The organism is Enterobacter sp. 61D5 (assembly GCF_034107965.1).
Classification (GTDB): domain Bacteria; phylum Pseudomonadota; class Gammaproteobacteria; order Enterobacterales; family Enterobacteriaceae; genus Enterobacter; species Enterobacter cloacae_M.
Genome location: NZ_JAWNFK010000006.1, coordinates 233,265 through 249,145, shown reverse-complemented (window position 1 = coordinate 249,145; position 15,881 = coordinate 233,265). Strand labels below are relative to the sequence as shown.

The 15,881-nt window shown below is 57.1% G+C and carries 13 protein-coding genes; 10 read left to right on the top strand and 3 right to left on the bottom strand.

All coding sequences use genetic code 11. The annotated features are described in order from the left end of the window. Positions 1-10: 10 nt before the first annotated feature. Complete coding sequence (gene fdnG / locus UTM25_RS06375) at positions 11-3,058, bottom strand: formate dehydrogenase-N subunit alpha (protein WP_320714479.1); 3,048 nt, start codon at positions 3,056-3,058, stop codon at positions 11-13. Between the two features lie 221 nt (positions 3,059-3,279). Between fdnG and yddG the strand changes: the two genes are divergently transcribed. From yddG to UTM25_RS06360, 3 genes are all read left to right on the top strand, one after another. Then, entirely contained in the window at positions 3,280-4,158 is an 879-nt protein-coding gene (gene yddG, locus UTM25_RS06370) for an aromatic amino acid DMT transporter YddG (RefSeq protein ID WP_194399308.1), read from the top strand. Between the two features lie 620 nt (positions 4,159-4,778). Further along, complete coding sequence (gene ompC, locus UTM25_RS06365) at positions 4,779-5,861, top strand: porin OmpC (RefSeq protein ID WP_023311940.1); 1,083 nt, start codon at positions 4,779-4,781, stop codon at positions 5,859-5,861. Between the two features lie 77 nt (positions 5,862-5,938). Beyond that, complete coding sequence (locus UTM25_RS06360) at positions 5,939-6,379, top strand: GFA family protein (protein ID WP_045399961.1); 441 nt, start codon at positions 5,939-5,941, stop codon at positions 6,377-6,379. On the opposite strand, the gene UTM25_RS06355 is transcribed toward UTM25_RS06360, so the two are convergent. After that, positions 6,369-7,313, bottom strand: coding sequence for a LysR substrate-binding domain-containing protein (locus tag UTM25_RS06355; protein ID WP_194399309.1), 945 nt, complete (start codon positions 7,311-7,313; stop codon positions 6,369-6,371). The two genes, UTM25_RS06360 and UTM25_RS06355, sit on opposite strands and share 11 nt — an antisense overlap. A gap of 170 nt (positions 7,314-7,483) precedes the next feature. On the opposite strand from UTM25_RS06355, the gene UTM25_RS06350 reads away from it, so the two are divergent. From UTM25_RS06350 to UTM25_RS06320, 7 genes are read left to right on the top strand one after another with little or no spacing between them, the layout of a single operon-like run. After that, positions 7,484-8,434, top strand: coding sequence for a branched-chain amino acid ABC transporter permease (locus tag UTM25_RS06350; protein WP_194399310.1), 951 nt, complete (start codon positions 7,484-7,486; stop codon positions 8,432-8,434). 8 nt (positions 8,435-8,442) lie between these two features. Then, a complete protein-coding gene (locus UTM25_RS06345) occupies positions 8,443-9,549 on the top strand; it encodes a branched-chain amino acid ABC transporter permease (RefSeq protein ID WP_063439031.1) in 1,107 nt (368 codons plus the stop codon). Then, positions 9,546-10,313 (top strand): ABC transporter ATP-binding protein, encoded by a 768-nt coding sequence (locus tag UTM25_RS06340; RefSeq protein WP_194399311.1) that lies wholly within the window; start codon positions 9,546-9,548, stop codon positions 10,311-10,313. The genes UTM25_RS06345 and UTM25_RS06340 overlap by 4 nt, the downstream gene beginning before the upstream one ends. Beyond that, complete coding sequence (locus tag UTM25_RS06335) at positions 10,306-11,025, top strand: ABC transporter ATP-binding protein (protein WP_194399312.1); 720 nt, start codon at positions 10,306-10,308, stop codon at positions 11,023-11,025. The genes UTM25_RS06340 and UTM25_RS06335 overlap by 8 nt, the downstream gene beginning before the upstream one ends. A 28-nt stretch (positions 11,026-11,053) precedes the next feature. Then, the gene (locus tag UTM25_RS06330; RefSeq protein WP_194399313.1) at positions 11,054-12,211 is read left to right on the top strand and encodes a branched-chain amino acid ABC transporter substrate-binding protein; all 1,158 of its coding nucleotides are present in this window, start codon (positions 11,054-11,056) and stop codon (positions 12,209-12,211) included. 18 nt (positions 12,212-12,229) lie between these two features. Then, positions 12,230-12,712 carry an L-2-amino-thiazoline-4-carboxylic acid hydrolase gene (locus UTM25_RS06325; RefSeq protein WP_194399314.1) on the top strand — a complete coding sequence of 161 codons (483 nt, stop codon included), beginning with the start codon at positions 12,230-12,232 and terminating at the stop codon, positions 12,710-12,712. Next, on the top strand, positions 12,709-13,935 hold the full coding sequence (locus UTM25_RS06320) for a Zn-dependent hydrolase (RefSeq protein WP_194399315.1): 1,227 nt from the start codon (positions 12,709-12,711) through the stop codon (positions 13,933-13,935). Before UTM25_RS06325 ends, UTM25_RS06320 begins: the two co-directional genes overlap by 4 nt. Before the next feature lie 39 nt (positions 13,936-13,974). Here the strand turns inward: UTM25_RS06320 and UTM25_RS06315 are convergent, their stop codons facing one another. Next, the gene (locus UTM25_RS06315; RefSeq protein ID WP_194399316.1) at positions 13,975-15,858 is read right to left on the bottom strand and encodes a potassium transporter Kup; all 1,884 of its coding nucleotides are present in this window, start codon (positions 15,856-15,858) and stop codon (positions 13,975-13,977) included. Between the last annotated feature and the right edge of the window lie 23 nt (positions 15,859-15,881).

Below are 15,881 nucleotides of genomic sequence, written 5' to 3'. Positions count from 1 at the left end.
GAATCGCTCCTTACGCTTTCTCGATGTTGACCAGAAACGCCTTGTACTCAGGCGTTTGCGAGTTGGAATCGCCGACGTTTGGCGTCAGGGTATTCGCGATGTAGCCTTTCTGCGCCACGCCCTCAAAGCCCCAGTGCAGCGGGATACCGACGGTTTCCACCTGCTGCCCGTGCACGTTCAGACTTTGCAAACGACGGGTCACCACCGCCACCGCGCGGATAAAGCCGCGCTTGCTGCTCACCTTCACGCGGTCGCCGTTGGCGATGCCTTTCGCCTTCGCCAGCGTTTCGCTGATCTCCACAAACTGTTCCGGCTGCGCGATGGCGTTAAGCCGCGCGTGCTTGGTCCAGGTATGGAAATGCTCGGTCAGGCGGTAGGTCGTTCCTACGTATGGGAACTTGTCCTTTTTGCCCAGGCGCAGGACGTCGTCTTCGTAGATGCGCACCACCGGGCTGGAGATCACGTTCGGGTGCAGCGGGTTCGTGCCCAGCGGCGTTTCCATCGGCTCGTAGTGTTCCGGGAACGGCCCTTCTGCCAGCTTGTCGAGGGCAAACAGGCGTCCCAGCCCTTCCGGCTGCATGATGAACGGCCCGGTGCGGCTGCCCGGCGCGGCGGTGTTGTAGTCCGGGATATCGTTCCCCGTCCATTTCGCCCCGTTCCACTGGATCAGCATCCGCTTCGGATCCCACGGCTTGCCGTTTACGTCTGCAGACGCGCGGTTGTAGAGCACGCGACGGTTCAGCGGCCATGCCCATGCCCAGCCCAGCGTATTGCCCAGCCCGGAGGGGTCAGCGTTGTCGCGGTTGGCCATCTGGTTGCCCTGCTCCGTCCAGCTGCCGGTGTAGATCCAGCAGGACGACGCCGTCGTGCCGTCGTCGCGCAGCAGCGCGAAGCTGTTCAGCAGCTGGCCTTTCTTCGCCACCAGGCTGCCGCTCGCGTCGTAGAGATCTGCCAGCGCTACGCCGTTGTTCTCTTTGGCGACTTCCTCTGACTCAGGATGGTCAGGCTGCTTGTAGTTCCAGCTCATCTTCAGCAGCGGCTCGACACCCTTGCCGCCTTCGGTGCGGTACATCTCGCGCAGACGATGGTAAATCCCGGCCAGGATCTCGCCGTCATTACGCGCTTCGCCCGGGGCGTCCTGGCCTTTCCAGTGCCACTGCAGCCAGCGGCCAGAGTTAGCAATCGAGCCGTCCTCTTCCGCAAAGCAGGTGGACGGCAGGCGAAACACTTCGGTCTGAATCGACGCCGGATCGACATCGTTTGACTCTCCGTGGTTCTGCCAGAAGGTGGACGTTTCGGTCACCAGCGGATCGATAACGACCATGTACTTCAGCTTGCTCAGGCTGCGAACGACTTTGTTTTTGTCCGGGAAGGAGGCCACCGGGTTGAAGCCCTGGCAGATATACCCCGTGACGTTACCTTTATCCATCATGTTGAAATACTTGATGACGTCGTAGGCCTGGTCCCACTTCGGCAGCCACTCAAAGCCCCAGTCGTTCTCCTTCTGCGCCGCATCGCCGTAGAAGGATTTCATCAGGCTGACGTAGAACTTCGGATAGTTGCTCCAGTAGTTCACCTGGTCCGGCAGCGTCGCTTTCGGCGTATTGGCCTCAAGATACGTTTGCAGATCGGCCTGCTTTTCAGACGGCAGCGTCAGGTAGCCCGGCAGGCTGGTCGAGAGCAGACCGAGGTCGGTCAGCCCCTGGATGTTAGAGTGACCGCGCAGCGCGTTCACGCCGCCACCGGCCATGCCCATGTTGCCGAGCAGCAGCTGGATCATCGCCATGGTGCGGATGTTCTGCGCGCCCACGGTATGCTGCGTCCAGCCCAGCGCGTACAGGAACGTGGTGGTTCTGTCGGCGGCGCTGGTGGAGGCCAGCACTTCACACACCTTCAGGAAGTCCGCTTTCGGCGTGCCGCAGATGTTTTCCACCACCTCCGGCGTGTAGCGGGAAACATGCTGCTTCAGCAGGTTCCACACGCAGCGCGGGTGCGTCAGGGTTTCATCACGCAGCGCGTAGCCGTTTTCATCGAACTGATAGTTCCAGGACGTTTTATCGTACTGGCGCTTTTCGGCGTCATAGCCGCTAAACAGCCCGCCATCGAAGGCAAAATCATCCCGCACCAGCAGGTTTGCGTTGGTGTAGTGCTTAACGTATTCCGCGTTAATTTTGTTGTTTTCGATCAGGTACAGCAGCACGCCGGACAGGAACGTAATGTCCGTACCGGAACGGATTGGCGCATAGATATCGGCCACCGATGCCGTGCGCGTAAAGCGCGGATCGACGACGATAAGCGTCGCATCGTTGTTATTTTTCGCCTCCATCGCCCAGCGGAACCCCACCGGATGGGCTTCAGCAGCGTTACCGCCCATCACCACCACGACGTTAGCGTTTTTGATATCAACCCAGTGGTTGGTCATCGCACCGCGACCAAATGTTGGAGCAAGACTTGCTACCGTTGGTCCGTGTCAGACGCGCGCCTGGTTGTCTACCGCCAGCATGCCGAGAGAGCGCACAAATTTTTGCGTCAGCATGCCGGTTTCATTACTTGCCGCCGAGGCGCACAGCATGCCGGTGGATAACCAGCGGTTAACCGTTACGCCCTGGGCGTTCTTTTCAATAAAGTTGGCGTCGCGGTCGGCTTTCATTAATTTGGCAATACGGGAGAAAGCCTCATCCCAGGAGATACGCTGCCATTTATCAGAACCCGGTGCGCGGTATTCCGGGTAGCGCAGGCGGTTTTCGCTGTGTACATAGTCCAGCAGCCCCGCCCCTTTCGGGCAAAGCGCCCCACGGCTTACCGGATGATCCGGATCCCCTTCAATATGGTAAATCGCTTCTCTGGCGTTCTTCGCGCCATCGCCCAGGCTATACATCAAAAGCCCACAACCTACGGAGCAGTATGTGCAGGTGTTACGGATCTCTTTCGCGCGCAGCAGCTTATAGTTGCGTGCCTGAGCCAGCGCCATTTTGGGAGCAAATCCCAGCATGGCTGCCGTTGTTCCGGCCATACCGCCCGCGCAGATTTTAAAAAATTGTCTGCGGCTGACGTCCATTGTTGTCCTCGTTTTCGTATGAGACTTCGCGCCGCAAACTAACAGCAAAGCCCCTGTTTTTTTTGCGTCAAATCAAGGTCATCTGCCTTCCCCCCCTTAATAGTCACCCCCGGAACCTTTAAATACTCCTTTTTGATTAACGGTTTAAGAGAATAATTGGCGACAGCGTCAGGATGAATGCGATACATTTTTCCTTTGATTTTTATTGCAATGGCGAAGTAATGGACAGAAAAAGAGCAACGCTTATTGGGCTGGCGGCAATACTGTTATGGAGCACCATGGTCGGCCTTATTCGCAGCGTGAGTGAGGGACTGGGGCCGGTAGGCGGCGCGGCGATGATTTACACCCTCAGCGGATTACTGTGTCTGGTTACGGTAGGATTTCCTGGTATCAGGCGGTTTTCACCCCGCTATCTTATTGCCGGCAGCATTTTATTTGTCAGCTACGAAATATGCCTGGCGCTGTCGCTGGGCTATGCCGCAACGCGATCGCAGGCGATTGAAGTGGGCATGGTCAATTACCTTTGGCCAAGCCTGACCATTGTGTTTGCCATCTTGTTCAACGGGCAGAAATCTACCCTGTGGGTGATCCCCGGCTTAGCCGTCTCATTGCTGGGCGTCTGCTGGGTATTGGGCGGTGAACAGGGTTTACATCTTGATGAAATAACCCGCAATATCGTTTCCAGCCCGCTGAGCTACGCGCTGGCGTTTGCCGGGGCATTTATCTGGGCCGCCTACTGCACGGTCACCAGCAAATTTGCGAAAGGACAAAACGGCATTACCCTGTTTGTTTTACTGACCGCGCTGAGCCTGTGGGTGAAATATTTCCTGAGCGATCAGCCCGAGATGGTGTTCACGATTCCGGTGGTCGTGAAACTCGTCATGTGCGGTATTGCGCTTGGGTTTGGTTACGCCGCATGGAATATTGGCATCCTTCACGGTAACGTCACGGTACTTGCCGCCGTATCCTATTTTACCCCTGTCCTCTCCGCCGCGCTTGCCGCCGCAGTGCTGAGTTCGCCCCTCTCATTCTCGTTCTGGCAGGGCGCGCTGATGGTCTGCGCCGGGTCGTTGCTCTGCTGGTACGCAACAAGACAATAATGTCGGTTTTGCTGTCGAGAAATATTTATCCCGACAGCAATTAATTAACATAAATTTAATATGTGAGCGCACGCCAAAATATTCATCTGAACAGTAGAGCACGTGTTTAGATTCTGTTTATATTCCACCCCCTTTCGTAAATTCCGGCCCTCCCGCATTGACATAAACTGACACCGACAGGTGATTAATACGCTCCAAATACTCACAAGATTAATAGCACAAAGTGCAATAGTATGTTTCTGTTTATTTCAGCTTTCAGAACGGAAATTCCGTGCATTAATGGTATAAAACAAGGCATTACGGCTACTATGACCATTACCCCCTCAAAAATGAACGGAAATACCGATAATTACCGATTTTTATAAAACCATAAAGAAACTATATCCACAGCAATCAACCCGGCAATTAGTTGATTAAATGCTAATCATTTGACGCTATTTCATCGCCATTTACCCGATCTCGATCACACTAAATGAAATTATTGCTAATAATTTGAAACTTATTATTGAAATAGGACTACAAGATTTTTAAAAATAGCATGCCATTGACGATCAGCCTCGTTTAGAAATCGTTCAAAGTGGCTCAGGAAATACCAAAGAAAATTATAAGGAACATTTAAGATGAAACTTAAATTAGTTGCAGTGGCAGTGACTTCCATGTTGGCAGCAGGCGTTGTAAACGCGGCTGAAATTTATAACAAAGACGGTAACAAGCTGGATCTGTACGGTAAAGTAACAGGTCTGCACTATTTCTCTGATGATACTGATAACGACGGCGACAAAACTTACGTTCGTTTGGGCTTCAAAGGCGAAACTCAGATCAACGATCAGCTTTCCGGTTACGGCCAGTGGGAATATGAGTTCAAAGGCAACCGTTCTGAATCCCAGGGCTCTGACGGCAACAAAACCCGTCTGGCCTTCGCGGGTCTGAAATTCAACGAATTCGGTTCATTCGACTACGGTCGTAACTACGGTGTTGCTTACGACATCGGCGCGTGGACTGACGTTCTGCCAGAGTTCGGTGGTGATACCTGGACTCAGACCGATGGCTTTATGACTGGCCGTACGACTGGCGTTGCAACCTACCGTAACACCGACTTCTTCGGTCTGGTTGACGGTCTGAACGTTGCCGCTCAGTACCAGGGTAAAAACGACCGTAACGACATCACCGAAGCGAACGGTGACGGCTGGGGTCTGTCTTCTACCTATGAAATGGACGGCTTCGGTGTCGGTGCAACCTACGCGAAATCTGACCGTACTGACCGTCAGGTTGCTGCAGGTCGCGTCGCTAACACCGTTAACGCTGGCGGTGAGAACGCAGAAGTATGGGCTGCTGGCCTGAAATACGATGCGAACAACATCTATCTGGCAACCACCTACTCTGAAACCCGCAACATGACCAACTTCGGTGACGGTTATATCGCGAACAAAGCTCAGAACTTCGAAGTTGTTGCTCAGTACCAGTTCGACTTCGGCCTGCGTCCATCTATCGCTTACCTGAAATCCAAAGGTAAAGACCTGGGTTCATACGGCGACCAGGATCTGGTTGAATACGTTGACGTTGGCGCGAGCTACTACTTCAACAAAAACATGTCTACCTATGTTGATTACAAAATCAACCTGGTTGACGACAACAGCTTCACCAAAGCAACTGGCGTTGCTACCGACAACATCGTAGCTGTAGGCCTGACCTACCAGTTCTAAGATTTGTCACGATAAAAGGCCAGCCCATGCGGCTGGCTTTTTTTATACGGATTTCTGGCGTCAACAAGGAGTACGCCATGCACATATTCAAAGGACGCTGCTTGTGCGGAATGAGTCAGTTCAGCGTGAGCCTCAATAATTTTGACGTATACGCATGTCACTGCACCCAATGCCAGAAGTGGTCGGGCGGCATTGCCATGTATCTTGAGCCGCAGGGCGAACCGCTTCTTGAGCAAGACTCTATCGCCCCTTCTCATTTCGCGTCATCGGCGCGCGGCGAACGCTGGTTTTGTCCCGGCTGCGGCTGCCCGCTGTGGTTCAAACTGACCTCAACGTCGCGCTATTTCATTCCCTGGACGCTGCTTGAGATGGGTGAAGATGAGCGACGCCGGCTGGTGCTCGCCGCGGAAATCTACACCGAAACCCAGCCTGCGTTCTTTGGCCTGACCGGGCAATACGCACGCTACAGCGGTTCGGAAATTGAAGCGCTTGATAAACACTGCCTGCTTACGCCGTAAGCGGTTCGACGCCTGCAGCCCGACGAAGCCAGTTTTGCAGCAGCTTACCGTCCTCGGTCATCTCTGAATCCGAACGCGTGCAGAGATAATAGTCGCGGCCGTCGTCAATGGGTAAGTCAAATATCTTCACCAGCTCGCCGCTCTCAAGATAAGGCGCGATCAGCGGCTCGCGCATCAGCGCGCAGCCCAGCCCGGCCTGCACGCCCGCCAGCGTCAAAAGCCCGTCTTCAAACAGGGGGCCGCTGCGCCGCAGAGATCGTTTTACCCCCTGCAACTGAAACCACTGCGGCCAGCTGGTGCGCTCCTCATCATGCAGCAGCGGCATTTGCAGCAGTTGCTCAGGCGTATCGATATGGCCATGAATGCGCAAAAACGCGCGGCTGCACACCGGAACCATCTGTCCGGAAATCAGCTTTTCGCTCTGATAGCCCGCCCACTGGCCGTTACCAAAACGAATCGACATATCCGACGCATCGCTCAGATAGTTACGATGGTTGGCATACACAACGTTGATCTCGGTCTGCGGGTTGGCACGCATAAAATCAGGCAGACGCGGGATAAACCACCCCATGCCAAAAAGCGGGATCAGGCTGATGGTGACCTGACGCGTTTGTGCCTGCTCGGCCAGATGCTCCGTTGCCTGGCGCAGCACGTTAAACGCCGCACGGATCGAACGGTAATATTCACGTCCGTGCTGGCTCAGCACCAGCCTGCGCCCCTGACGTTCCGTCAGCGGCATTTGCAGATACCCTTCGAGGACCTTGAGCTGATGACTGACCGCCGACGGTGAGATATCCAGCTCCTGCGCGGCCAGCGTGACGCTGCCCAGCCGGGCGATGGCCTCAAAGGCCCGGACGGCCCGAAGCGGCGGGTCGTTTGCCAGACGGCTGTCTGCATACGCAGACAAACCTGGCGATTGTTCTATTTTATTCATATGTTGATTTCTTTAGGCTTTTCACCTTAATGCGAGATTACATTATCTTTATATAAATCATAAAGATAAAGCAATAGCGGTTTATCATAAGAAATAATATATGTGTATTTTACAATTTAATTCATTTATCGGATGGTAGCCACAGAAAAAAGACTTTGCGAGAACAGACGTTGGATACACTCATACAACAACTGATCAACGGTGTGATGCTGGGCAGCATTTACGCGCTGATCGCGCTGGGCTATACCATGGTGTATGGCATCTTGCGCATTATTAACTTTGCTCACGGCGATATTCTGATGGTCGGTGCGCTCACCACCCTTTCCGCCACTAACGCCCTGAACGCCACTTTCCCTCACATGCCGCTGCTGTTGCAGCTTGGCGTTGCCCTGGTGATTGCCATGGCCGTTTGCGCCCTGCTGGCAATGGCCGTGGAGCGCTTTGCCTATCGTCGACTGCGCAACGCCCCGCGCCTGGCACCGCTTATCTCGGGTATCGGCGTCTCGGTCCTGCTGCAAACCGTGGCGATGATTATCTGGACGCGCAACCCGCTGATGTTCCGGCAGATCCTGCCCATGGAGCCGATCGCCGTGACGTCAGGAAGCGAACTGCATCCCCCCGCCATTGTGACCGTCACCGGCATTGTTACCGTGGCGCTGGCGCTTGCGGTGATGACCGGGCTATGGCTGCTGGTTGAATACACCCGCCTGGGGCGCGGCATGCGCGCCGTGGCGGAAAACCCGCGCGTTGCCACGCTGATGGGGGTTAACCCCAATGCCATTATTACCCTGACGTTCGCCATTGGCGGCGTGTTCGCCGCGCTGGCAGGCGTCATGATGGCCAGCAACTACGGCAACGCCAGCTTCTCGATGGGCTTTTTGCCCGGGATAAAAGCCTTTACCGCCGCCGTGCTGGGGGGCATTGGCAACATTCGTGGCGCAATGATTGGCGGGATCCTGCTCGGCATTATCGAAGCGCTGGGCGCAGGTTACCTGGGTGAACTGACCCACGGCGTCTTCGGCAGCAACTATCAGGACGTCTTTGCCTTCATGGTTCTGATTCTGGTGCTGGTCTTCCGTCCGGCAGGCCTGCTGGGCGAGCGCGTAGCGCACAGGGCGTGAGGGAAACAATGACAACGCTTCAACTACAAACCCCGGCGGCGACGCGCAAATTCTGGTCAGGCATGGTTCTGTTCTGCCTCGCGCTGCTGGTTGCTCCCGTGGTGGCCACGCAGCTTGGCGGCAACTACTGGGTGCGCGTTATCGACTTCGCCCTGCTCTACATCATGCTGGCGCTGGGGCTAAATATTGTGGTGGGCTATACCGGTCTGCTGGATATGGGGTTTATCGCCTTTTACGCGGTCGGCGCCTATCTCGCCGCGCTGTTGGCCTCCCCACACCTGCTGGAGGTTTTCCCGATCCTCGGCGTCTGGTTCCCGGACGGACTGCACACCTCATATCTGCTGATTATTCCGCTGGCGGCGCTCGTCGCTGCGGTCTGCGGCATTTTACTGGGCGCTCCCACGCTGAAGCTGCGCGGGGACTACCTGGCGATAGTGACCCTCGGCTTTGGCGAAATCATCCGCATCCTGATGCGCAACCTCGACCGTCCGGTGAACATCACCAACGGTGCGAAGGGCATTACCGGGGTGGATACGCTGAATCTGTTCGGCCTGAAGTTTAGCGGCGTATACCACTGGTTAGGTTTCAAAGTGCCCGCGCTGTGGCTGTGGTACTACCTGCTGATGCTGGTGATTGTGGCGATTATTTTTGTCTGCCTGCGCCTGCAGCATTCCCGTATTGGTCGTGCCTGGCACGCCATCCGTGAAGATGAGGATGTGGCTCGCGCGATGGGCATCAACGTGCGTAACTATAAGCTGCTGGCCTTTGCGATGGGAGCCTCTTTTGGCGGCGTGGCGGGAGCCCTGTTCGGCGCGTTCCAGGGCTTTGTCTCCCCGGAATCCTTCACGTTACAGGAATCCATTGCCGTGCTGGCGATGGTGGTGCTGGGCGGGATGGGACACATTCCGGGCGTGATCCTCGGCGCGGTACTGCTTACCGCCCTGCCGGAACTGCTGCGCAGTCAGGCAGCTCCGGTTCAGCAGGCGCTGTTCGGTACGGTACTGATTGACCCGGAAGTGCTGCGTCAGCTGTTCTACGGCCTGGCACTGGTGCTGGTCATGCTGGTGCGTCCTGCCGGGATCTGGCCGGTACGCCACAAGGAGGTGAATACATGAGTCTGTTAACCGTGCGCAACATGTCCAAACGCTTCGGCGGGCTTACCGCCGTGGATGACGTTTCGATCGCCGTGAACAAGGGCGAGATCTACGGCCTGATTGGTCCTAACGGGGCGGGAAAAACCACCTGTTTTAACCTGATCACTGGGCTTTATCCGGCGGACAGCGGTGAATTTTCCATTGCCGACAAGCCCTATTTCCCAAAGCACATTGAGAAAGTCACCGCCGCCGGGATCGCACGCACCTTCCAGAATGTGCGCCTCTTTAACGACATGTCGGTGCTGGAAAACGTGATGGTGGGCCGCCACGTGCGCACCCGTAACGGCCTGTGGGCCGCGCTGAGCCGTCACAAACGCGCTCGTGAAGAAGAGAAACAGACCCGGGAGCTGGCCTGGCACTGGCTGGAGTACACCGGCATTGCGAAGTTCGCCCACTACCGCGCCTGCGATCTGGCCTATGGTCATCAGCGCCGTCTGGAGATTGCCCGCGCGCTGGCAACGGATCCGCTGCTGCTGGCGCTGGACGAACCCGCCGCCGGGATGAACGCAGCGGAAAAAGTGGCGCTCGGCGAGCTGCTCGTCCGCCTGCGCGATGACGGCAAAACTCTGCTGATGATTGAACATGACGTCAAGCTGGTGATGGGCATCTGCGATCGCCTGACGGTGCTTGATTACGGCAAAACGCTCGCCAGCGGCACGCCGGAGAGCGTGCGTCGCGACCCGGCAGTGATCGCCGCCTGGCTTGGAGGCAACGCCTATGTCTGAATTACTGAAGGTTGAACGTGTGGACGTGCATTACGGCGGCATTCAGGCCGTACGCGATGTCTCTTTTACCCTGCACGAGGGCGAACAGGCTACGCTGATCGGTGCTAACGGCGCGGGGAAAAGCTCTACCGTGCGCGCCATTACCGGGCTGGAAAACTTTAGCGGCCGTATTGAATTCAACGGTAAAGCGGTGCGTAAGCACAGGTCCGAAACCCTGCTCCGTGACGGACTGGTGATGGTCCCGGAAGGCCGGGGGATCTTCTCCCGAATGACGGTGCTGGAAAACCTGCGGATGGGTGCCTGGCTCAGGCGTGACACTGTCACCGTTGAGCGCGAGATGAACGAGATCTTCGAGCGCTTCCCGCGCCTGGGAGAACGCCAGCATCAGCTCGCTGGCCTGCTTTCCGGCGGAGAACAACAGCTGCTGGCCCTTAACCGCGCCCTGCTCAGCCGCCCGCGACTGCTGATCCTCGACGAACCCTCGATGGGCCTTGCCCCGAAGATGGTCGAAAACATTTTTTCCGTCATTGCCGGCCTGCGCGAGCGCGGCGTTGCCCTGCTGCTCATCGAACAAAACGCCCGTCTCGCGCTGGAAGTCACTGACAGCGCGTGGGTGATGGACAGCGGAAGCATCGTCCATAACGGCGAATCGAAAGCGCTGCTCAATGACGACCAGATTGCACAGATTTATTTGGGCGAAATGCCCGTTTAACAACACCAGCCAACATCAGGGAAATACAATGAAAACAGTAAAAATCAGTGCGCTCAGCGCCGCTATTCTCCTCGGCAGTTTTGCCTCGACGGCCGCGTGGGCAGCCGACGGTGAAACCGTGGTTATCGGCCTGGCAGGCCCGCTCACCGGCCCGTCTGCCCGTATCGGTAAGGATCTGGAGAACGGCGCGCAGCTGGCCATTGACGACATTAACAAGCAGCACCCGACCATCGGCGGCAAAGCGGTGACCTTCAAACTGCAGTCCGAAGACGATCAGTCCGACCCGCGCACCGCCGTGGCCGTGGCGCAGCGTCTGGTGGATAGCGGCGTGGCGGGCGTTGTCGGCCACTGGAACACCGGTACCAGCATTCCTGCCGCACGCGTCTATCACGATGCGGGCATCGCACAGGTGGCACCGGTCGCGACCGGTCACGCCTATACCAAACAGGGTTTTGATACCAGCTTCCGCGTGATGGGCCACGACGACGACGGCGGTCAGCTAGCCGGCCAGTACGCGGTTAATACGCTGAAAGCCAAACGCATTGCGGTGATCGACGACCGCACCGCATTTGGTCAGGGTCTGGCGGACCAGTTTATTAAATCGCTTGAAGCGCAGGGCGTGAAGGTTGTCGATCGTCAGTACGTTGATGACAAAACGGTGGATTTCAGCGCCGTGCTGACCGCCATCCGCAGTAAAAACGCCGATCTGATCTTCTTCGGCGGCGTCGACAGCCAGGCCGCACCGCTGGCGCGTCGTATCAAACAGCTGGGCATGAACGCCACCCTGATGGGTGCAGGCGGATTTGTCAGCCAGACGTTCCTGCAGCTGGCGCAGAAAGAAGGCGAAGGCGTGGTCGCGCTGGAGCCGGGTCTGCCCGTTGACCAGATGCCGGGCGGTAAAGCGTTCGAGCAGGCTTATCAGTCGCGCTACCACACCCATATCGAACTGCACGCCCCGTTCGCCTATGACGCCACCCGCGTGCTGGTTGCGGCGATGGAAAAAGCAAACTCCGTTGAGCCGTCCGACTATCTGCCCGCCCTGCGCGCCATTAGCTATTCCGGCGTCACCGGCCAGATCGCGTTTGATAAAGAAGGTAACCTGAAATCGCCGTCCTTCACCGTTTACAAAGTTGTCGACGGCAAATGGCAGCCGCAGACCGTGCTGGGTGGCGCAAAAGCGAAGTAACGCAGCGAGGGCAATGTGATGAGTGATAATAACGAGCTGGGCATTCTCGCCCGCCGCAAAATTGAAGCAGAAATTATAAAGCCAATTTATGAAATCCTGGTGCGCGAGATAGGGAAAACCCGCGCCCAGGCGGTCATTGGCGAGGCCATTGAGCAGGCCGCGATTGACGCTGGCAAAGCGTTTGCCAGCAAAGAACCCAACGGCACGGACGTCAAGAGCTTCATCGCCCTGCAGTATCTGTGGGAGAAAGATAACGCCCTGGACGTGAAGGTGATCGACGCCGACGACCAGCAGTACAACTACAACGTGACCCGCTGCCGCTACGCGGAGATGTATCACGAAATGGGGCTGGGCGAAATTGGTCATCTGCTCTCCTGCGCGCGCGATGAAAAATTCATCGTTGGCTATGCGCCGGACGTAAAGCTGACCCGCACGACCACCATCATGGAGGGTGGTTCGTGCTGTGATTTCCGCTACCGCAGCAGTAAGGACAAGACATGATCCGCGTCAACGCCGAACGGCTGTGGTCAACGCTTGAGATGATGGCGCAGATCGGCGGTACGCCCGCCGGCGGCGTGACCCGTCTGGCACTGAGCGAGGAAGATCGTATTGCGCGTAACCTGCTGCGCGACTGGGCGCTGGACGCGGGTTTCACCTGCGACGTTGACAGCATGGGCAATATGTTTATCCGTCGCGCGGGGAAAAACCCGCAGCTTGCCCCGGTCATGACGGGTTCACATGTGGATACCCAGCCGCTGGGCGGTAACTACGACGGGGTTTACGGCGTGCTGGCCGGGCTGGAGCTGCTGCGCACTCTCAATGACCATCGCGTTGAGACGGAGCGCGATATTGTGCTGGTGAACTGGACCAACGAAGAAGGCGCGCGCTTTGCGCCGGCCATGCTCTCTTCAGGGGTCTGGACGGGACAGTTTAGCGAAGCGTACGCGCATGCCCGCGCGGATAACGAAGGCACTACCGTGGGCGAAGCGCTGGAGAGCATTGGCTACCGGGGTGAAACCCCTGCCCGTGCGTTTCCCGTTCACGCCAGCTACGAACTGCACATCGAACAGGGCCCGATCCTGGAAGATGAAGCCATCGATATCGGGTTAGTACGCGCGGCAATGGGCCAGCGCTGGTTTACCCTGACGCTGGACGGATTCGCCGCCCACGCGGGCACGACGCCGATGCACAGCCGCCGCGACGCGCTGACCGCCTTCGCAGAGCTGGCGCTGAAGGTGGAAGAGATTGGCTATCGGCATGCGCCGGACGGACGCGCGACGATCGGCATGGCGAAGGTTACGCCAAACTCGCGCAACGTTGTGCCGTCTCGCGTGGAATGCAGCGTTGAGTTTCGCCACCCTATGCAGCAGGCGCTGGAAGCCATGGAAGCGGCGCTGCATAAGGTGGCTGAAAGCCTCAGCCTGCGCGGAGTCGCTGCTGCCGTTGAGCGCATTTTTGACTACGCGCCCATCGCGTTTGATACCGAATGCCTGGCGCGTTCGGAGAAGGCCGTGGCGGAACTGGGCTATTCGTCGAAACCGATGGTCTCCGGTGCGGGACACGACGCCTGCTATGTCAGCAAAATGGCGCCCGCCAGCATGATCTTTATCCCCTGCGTGAAAGGCATCAGCCATAACGAAGCGGAAAGGATCCTGCCAGAGTGGGCGGAGAAAGGGGCGAACGTGTTATTGCATAGCGTTCTGTCTGCGGCCCTTGAGAGATAGAACGGTGCGAAAGCAGAGGAGCTCTGCTTTCGCCAGAGTCTAAACGGCAACGCGTCGGCTGATTTCGACAACCCGATCGCTGGGAAGGTGATAGTGGTTGATGACGTGCGTGCAGTTGCGCTTCATGAACGCAAAAATGTGCCGTTGCCAGGCCGCCATTCCTGCCTCACCTTCGCCTGCCACAATGGTTTCATGCCCGACATACCAGGTGGCGTCATCCGTGGCAAAAAGCGCGTTAATCTCGCTGACACCCTGCAGCAAACGCGGGATGTCCGGGTGTTCCATAAAGCCATACTGCGCCACGCCGTGCCAGTAGCCCGGCGCACGCTGCTCTACCCTGATGCGTTGTTCTTCCCCCACGTAGGGAACATTCAGAATATCAATGGTAAGCGACAACACGTCCTGCTGTAGCGCCCGGTTTCGCGCGACGTGCCAGCGCATGACCGGCGGAATATTGTTCTGTGTCCGGGTCAAAAAGACGGCGGAGCCCGCCACTCTGGGCACCGTTTTTTGCTGAAGCTGGGCAAAGAACGCATCCACGCTGATGCCCTTCTCGCCCACCGATGCGGATACCGCCTTAACGCCGCGGTGCCAGATCAGCATCACCGTACAAATCGCTGCGGCCATCAGCAGCGGAATATAGCCGCCTTCAAGGACCTTAATCAGATTGGCAAACAAGAAGGTGGCATCAATCACCAGGAAGCAGAGGGCAATCACCGCGCTGCTGGCCAGGCTCCAGCGCCACACTTCGCGCATTGCCACAAACAGCAGCCCCGTGGTCATCAGCATGGTTAACGACACGGCAATGCCGTACGCGGCGGCGAGCTTATCGGAGGATTTAAAGAACACCACCAGCCCGATGGTTACCCCCATCAGCAGCCAGTTGATTATCCCGATATAAATCTGACCGTAGCTTTCCGCCGCCGTCTGCTTGATGCGTAATCGGGGTAACCAGCCAAGCTGAATAGCCTGGCGCGTCATGGAAAAAGCGCCGGTGATAATCGCCTGACTGGCGATGATCGTCGCCAGCGCGGCAAGAATGATGAGCGGAACCTGCAGCACAGGCGAACAGAGCGTATAGAAAAGGTTTTGCTTGCTGTCGGCACCGGCCAGAATCAGCGCTGACTGGCCGGCATAGTTGAGCAGCAGCGAAGGAAAGACGATGCCGTACCAGGCAAGCCAGATGGGCTTTTTGCCAAAATGCCCCATGTCTGCATACAGGGCCTCGGCACCCGTCACGCAGAGAAAAACGCCCCCCAAGACCAGGAAACTGGTGTACCCGTTCGAAAACAAAAACGCGATGCCGTACGCAGGGTTGAGGGCCAGCAATACCGACGGGTGTTGAACGATCCCTCGCACGCCCAGCGCAGCAATCGCCAAAAACCAAACCGCCATAACCGGGCCAAATATTTTCCCTATGCGAGCGGTACCAAAAGGCTGAAGAAGAAACAGCGCCAGCAGGACCGCCACCGTCAGGGGCAATATGTACGGCTGAGATTCAGGAATGACCATCTCCAGCCCTTCAAGGGCAGAAAGCACGGAGATAGCCGGGGTTATCGCGCCGTCACCGTAAATTAAAGCGGCGCCGATAAGGGCGGAAAAAATAACCCAGCGCCCGCCTTTGCCTTTCTCCACCAGAAGCGACATCAGGGCCATGATGCCGCCCTCGCCATGATTATCAATTCGCATGGCAAAGGCGGCATATTTTATGGACGTTACCAGGATGAGTGTCCAGGTTATCAGGGAGAGCAGGCCCAGGATGACGCCGGGCGTAGGGTCATGCTCAGAGAGCGACAGCACCGTGCGGAAGGTATAGAGCGGGCTGGTGCCGATATCTCCAAAAACGACGCCCAGCGCGCCTCCTGCAAGCAGGGTTAACCGGGAGAGCGGTTGGGACGGTTCACTGCTGTGGCGAGGGCTCATATTTTCCAGCAAGAGTCAGATAA

Excerpts from the sequence above, each read along its gene's own strand:
- yddG (WP_194399308.1), top strand. The coding sequence starts at position 3,280 with ATGGACAGAAAAAGAGCAACGCTTATTGGGCTGGCGGCAATACTGTTA.
- ompC (WP_023311940.1), top strand. The coding sequence starts at position 4,779 with ATGAAACTTAAATTAGTTGCAGTGGCAGTGACTTCCATGTTGGCAGCA.
- UTM25_RS06360 (WP_045399961.1), top strand. The coding sequence starts at position 5,939 with ATGCACATATTCAAAGGACGCTGCTTGTGCGGAATGAGTCAGTTCAGC.
- UTM25_RS06355 (WP_194399309.1), bottom strand. The coding sequence starts at position 7,313 with ATGAATAAAATAGAACAATCGCCAGGTTTGTCTGCGTATGCAGACAGC.
- UTM25_RS06345 (WP_063439031.1), top strand. The coding sequence starts at position 8,443 with ATGACAACGCTTCAACTACAAACCCCGGCGGCGACGCGCAAATTCTGG.
- UTM25_RS06340 (WP_194399311.1), top strand. The coding sequence starts at position 9,546 with ATGAGTCTGTTAACCGTGCGCAACATGTCCAAACGCTTCGGCGGGCTT.
- UTM25_RS06335 (WP_194399312.1), top strand. The coding sequence starts at position 10,306 with ATGTCTGAATTACTGAAGGTTGAACGTGTGGACGTGCATTACGGCGGC.
- UTM25_RS06330 (WP_194399313.1), top strand. The coding sequence starts at position 11,054 with ATGAAAACAGTAAAAATCAGTGCGCTCAGCGCCGCTATTCTCCTCGGC.
- UTM25_RS06325 (WP_194399314.1), top strand. The coding sequence starts at position 12,230 with ATGAGTGATAATAACGAGCTGGGCATTCTCGCCCGCCGCAAAATTGAA.
- UTM25_RS06320 (WP_194399315.1), top strand. The coding sequence starts at position 12,709 with ATGATCCGCGTCAACGCCGAACGGCTGTGGTCAACGCTTGAGATGATG.
- UTM25_RS06315 (WP_194399316.1), bottom strand. The coding sequence starts at position 15,858 with ATGAGCCCTCGCCACAGCAGTGAACCGTCCCAACCGCTCTCCCGGTTA.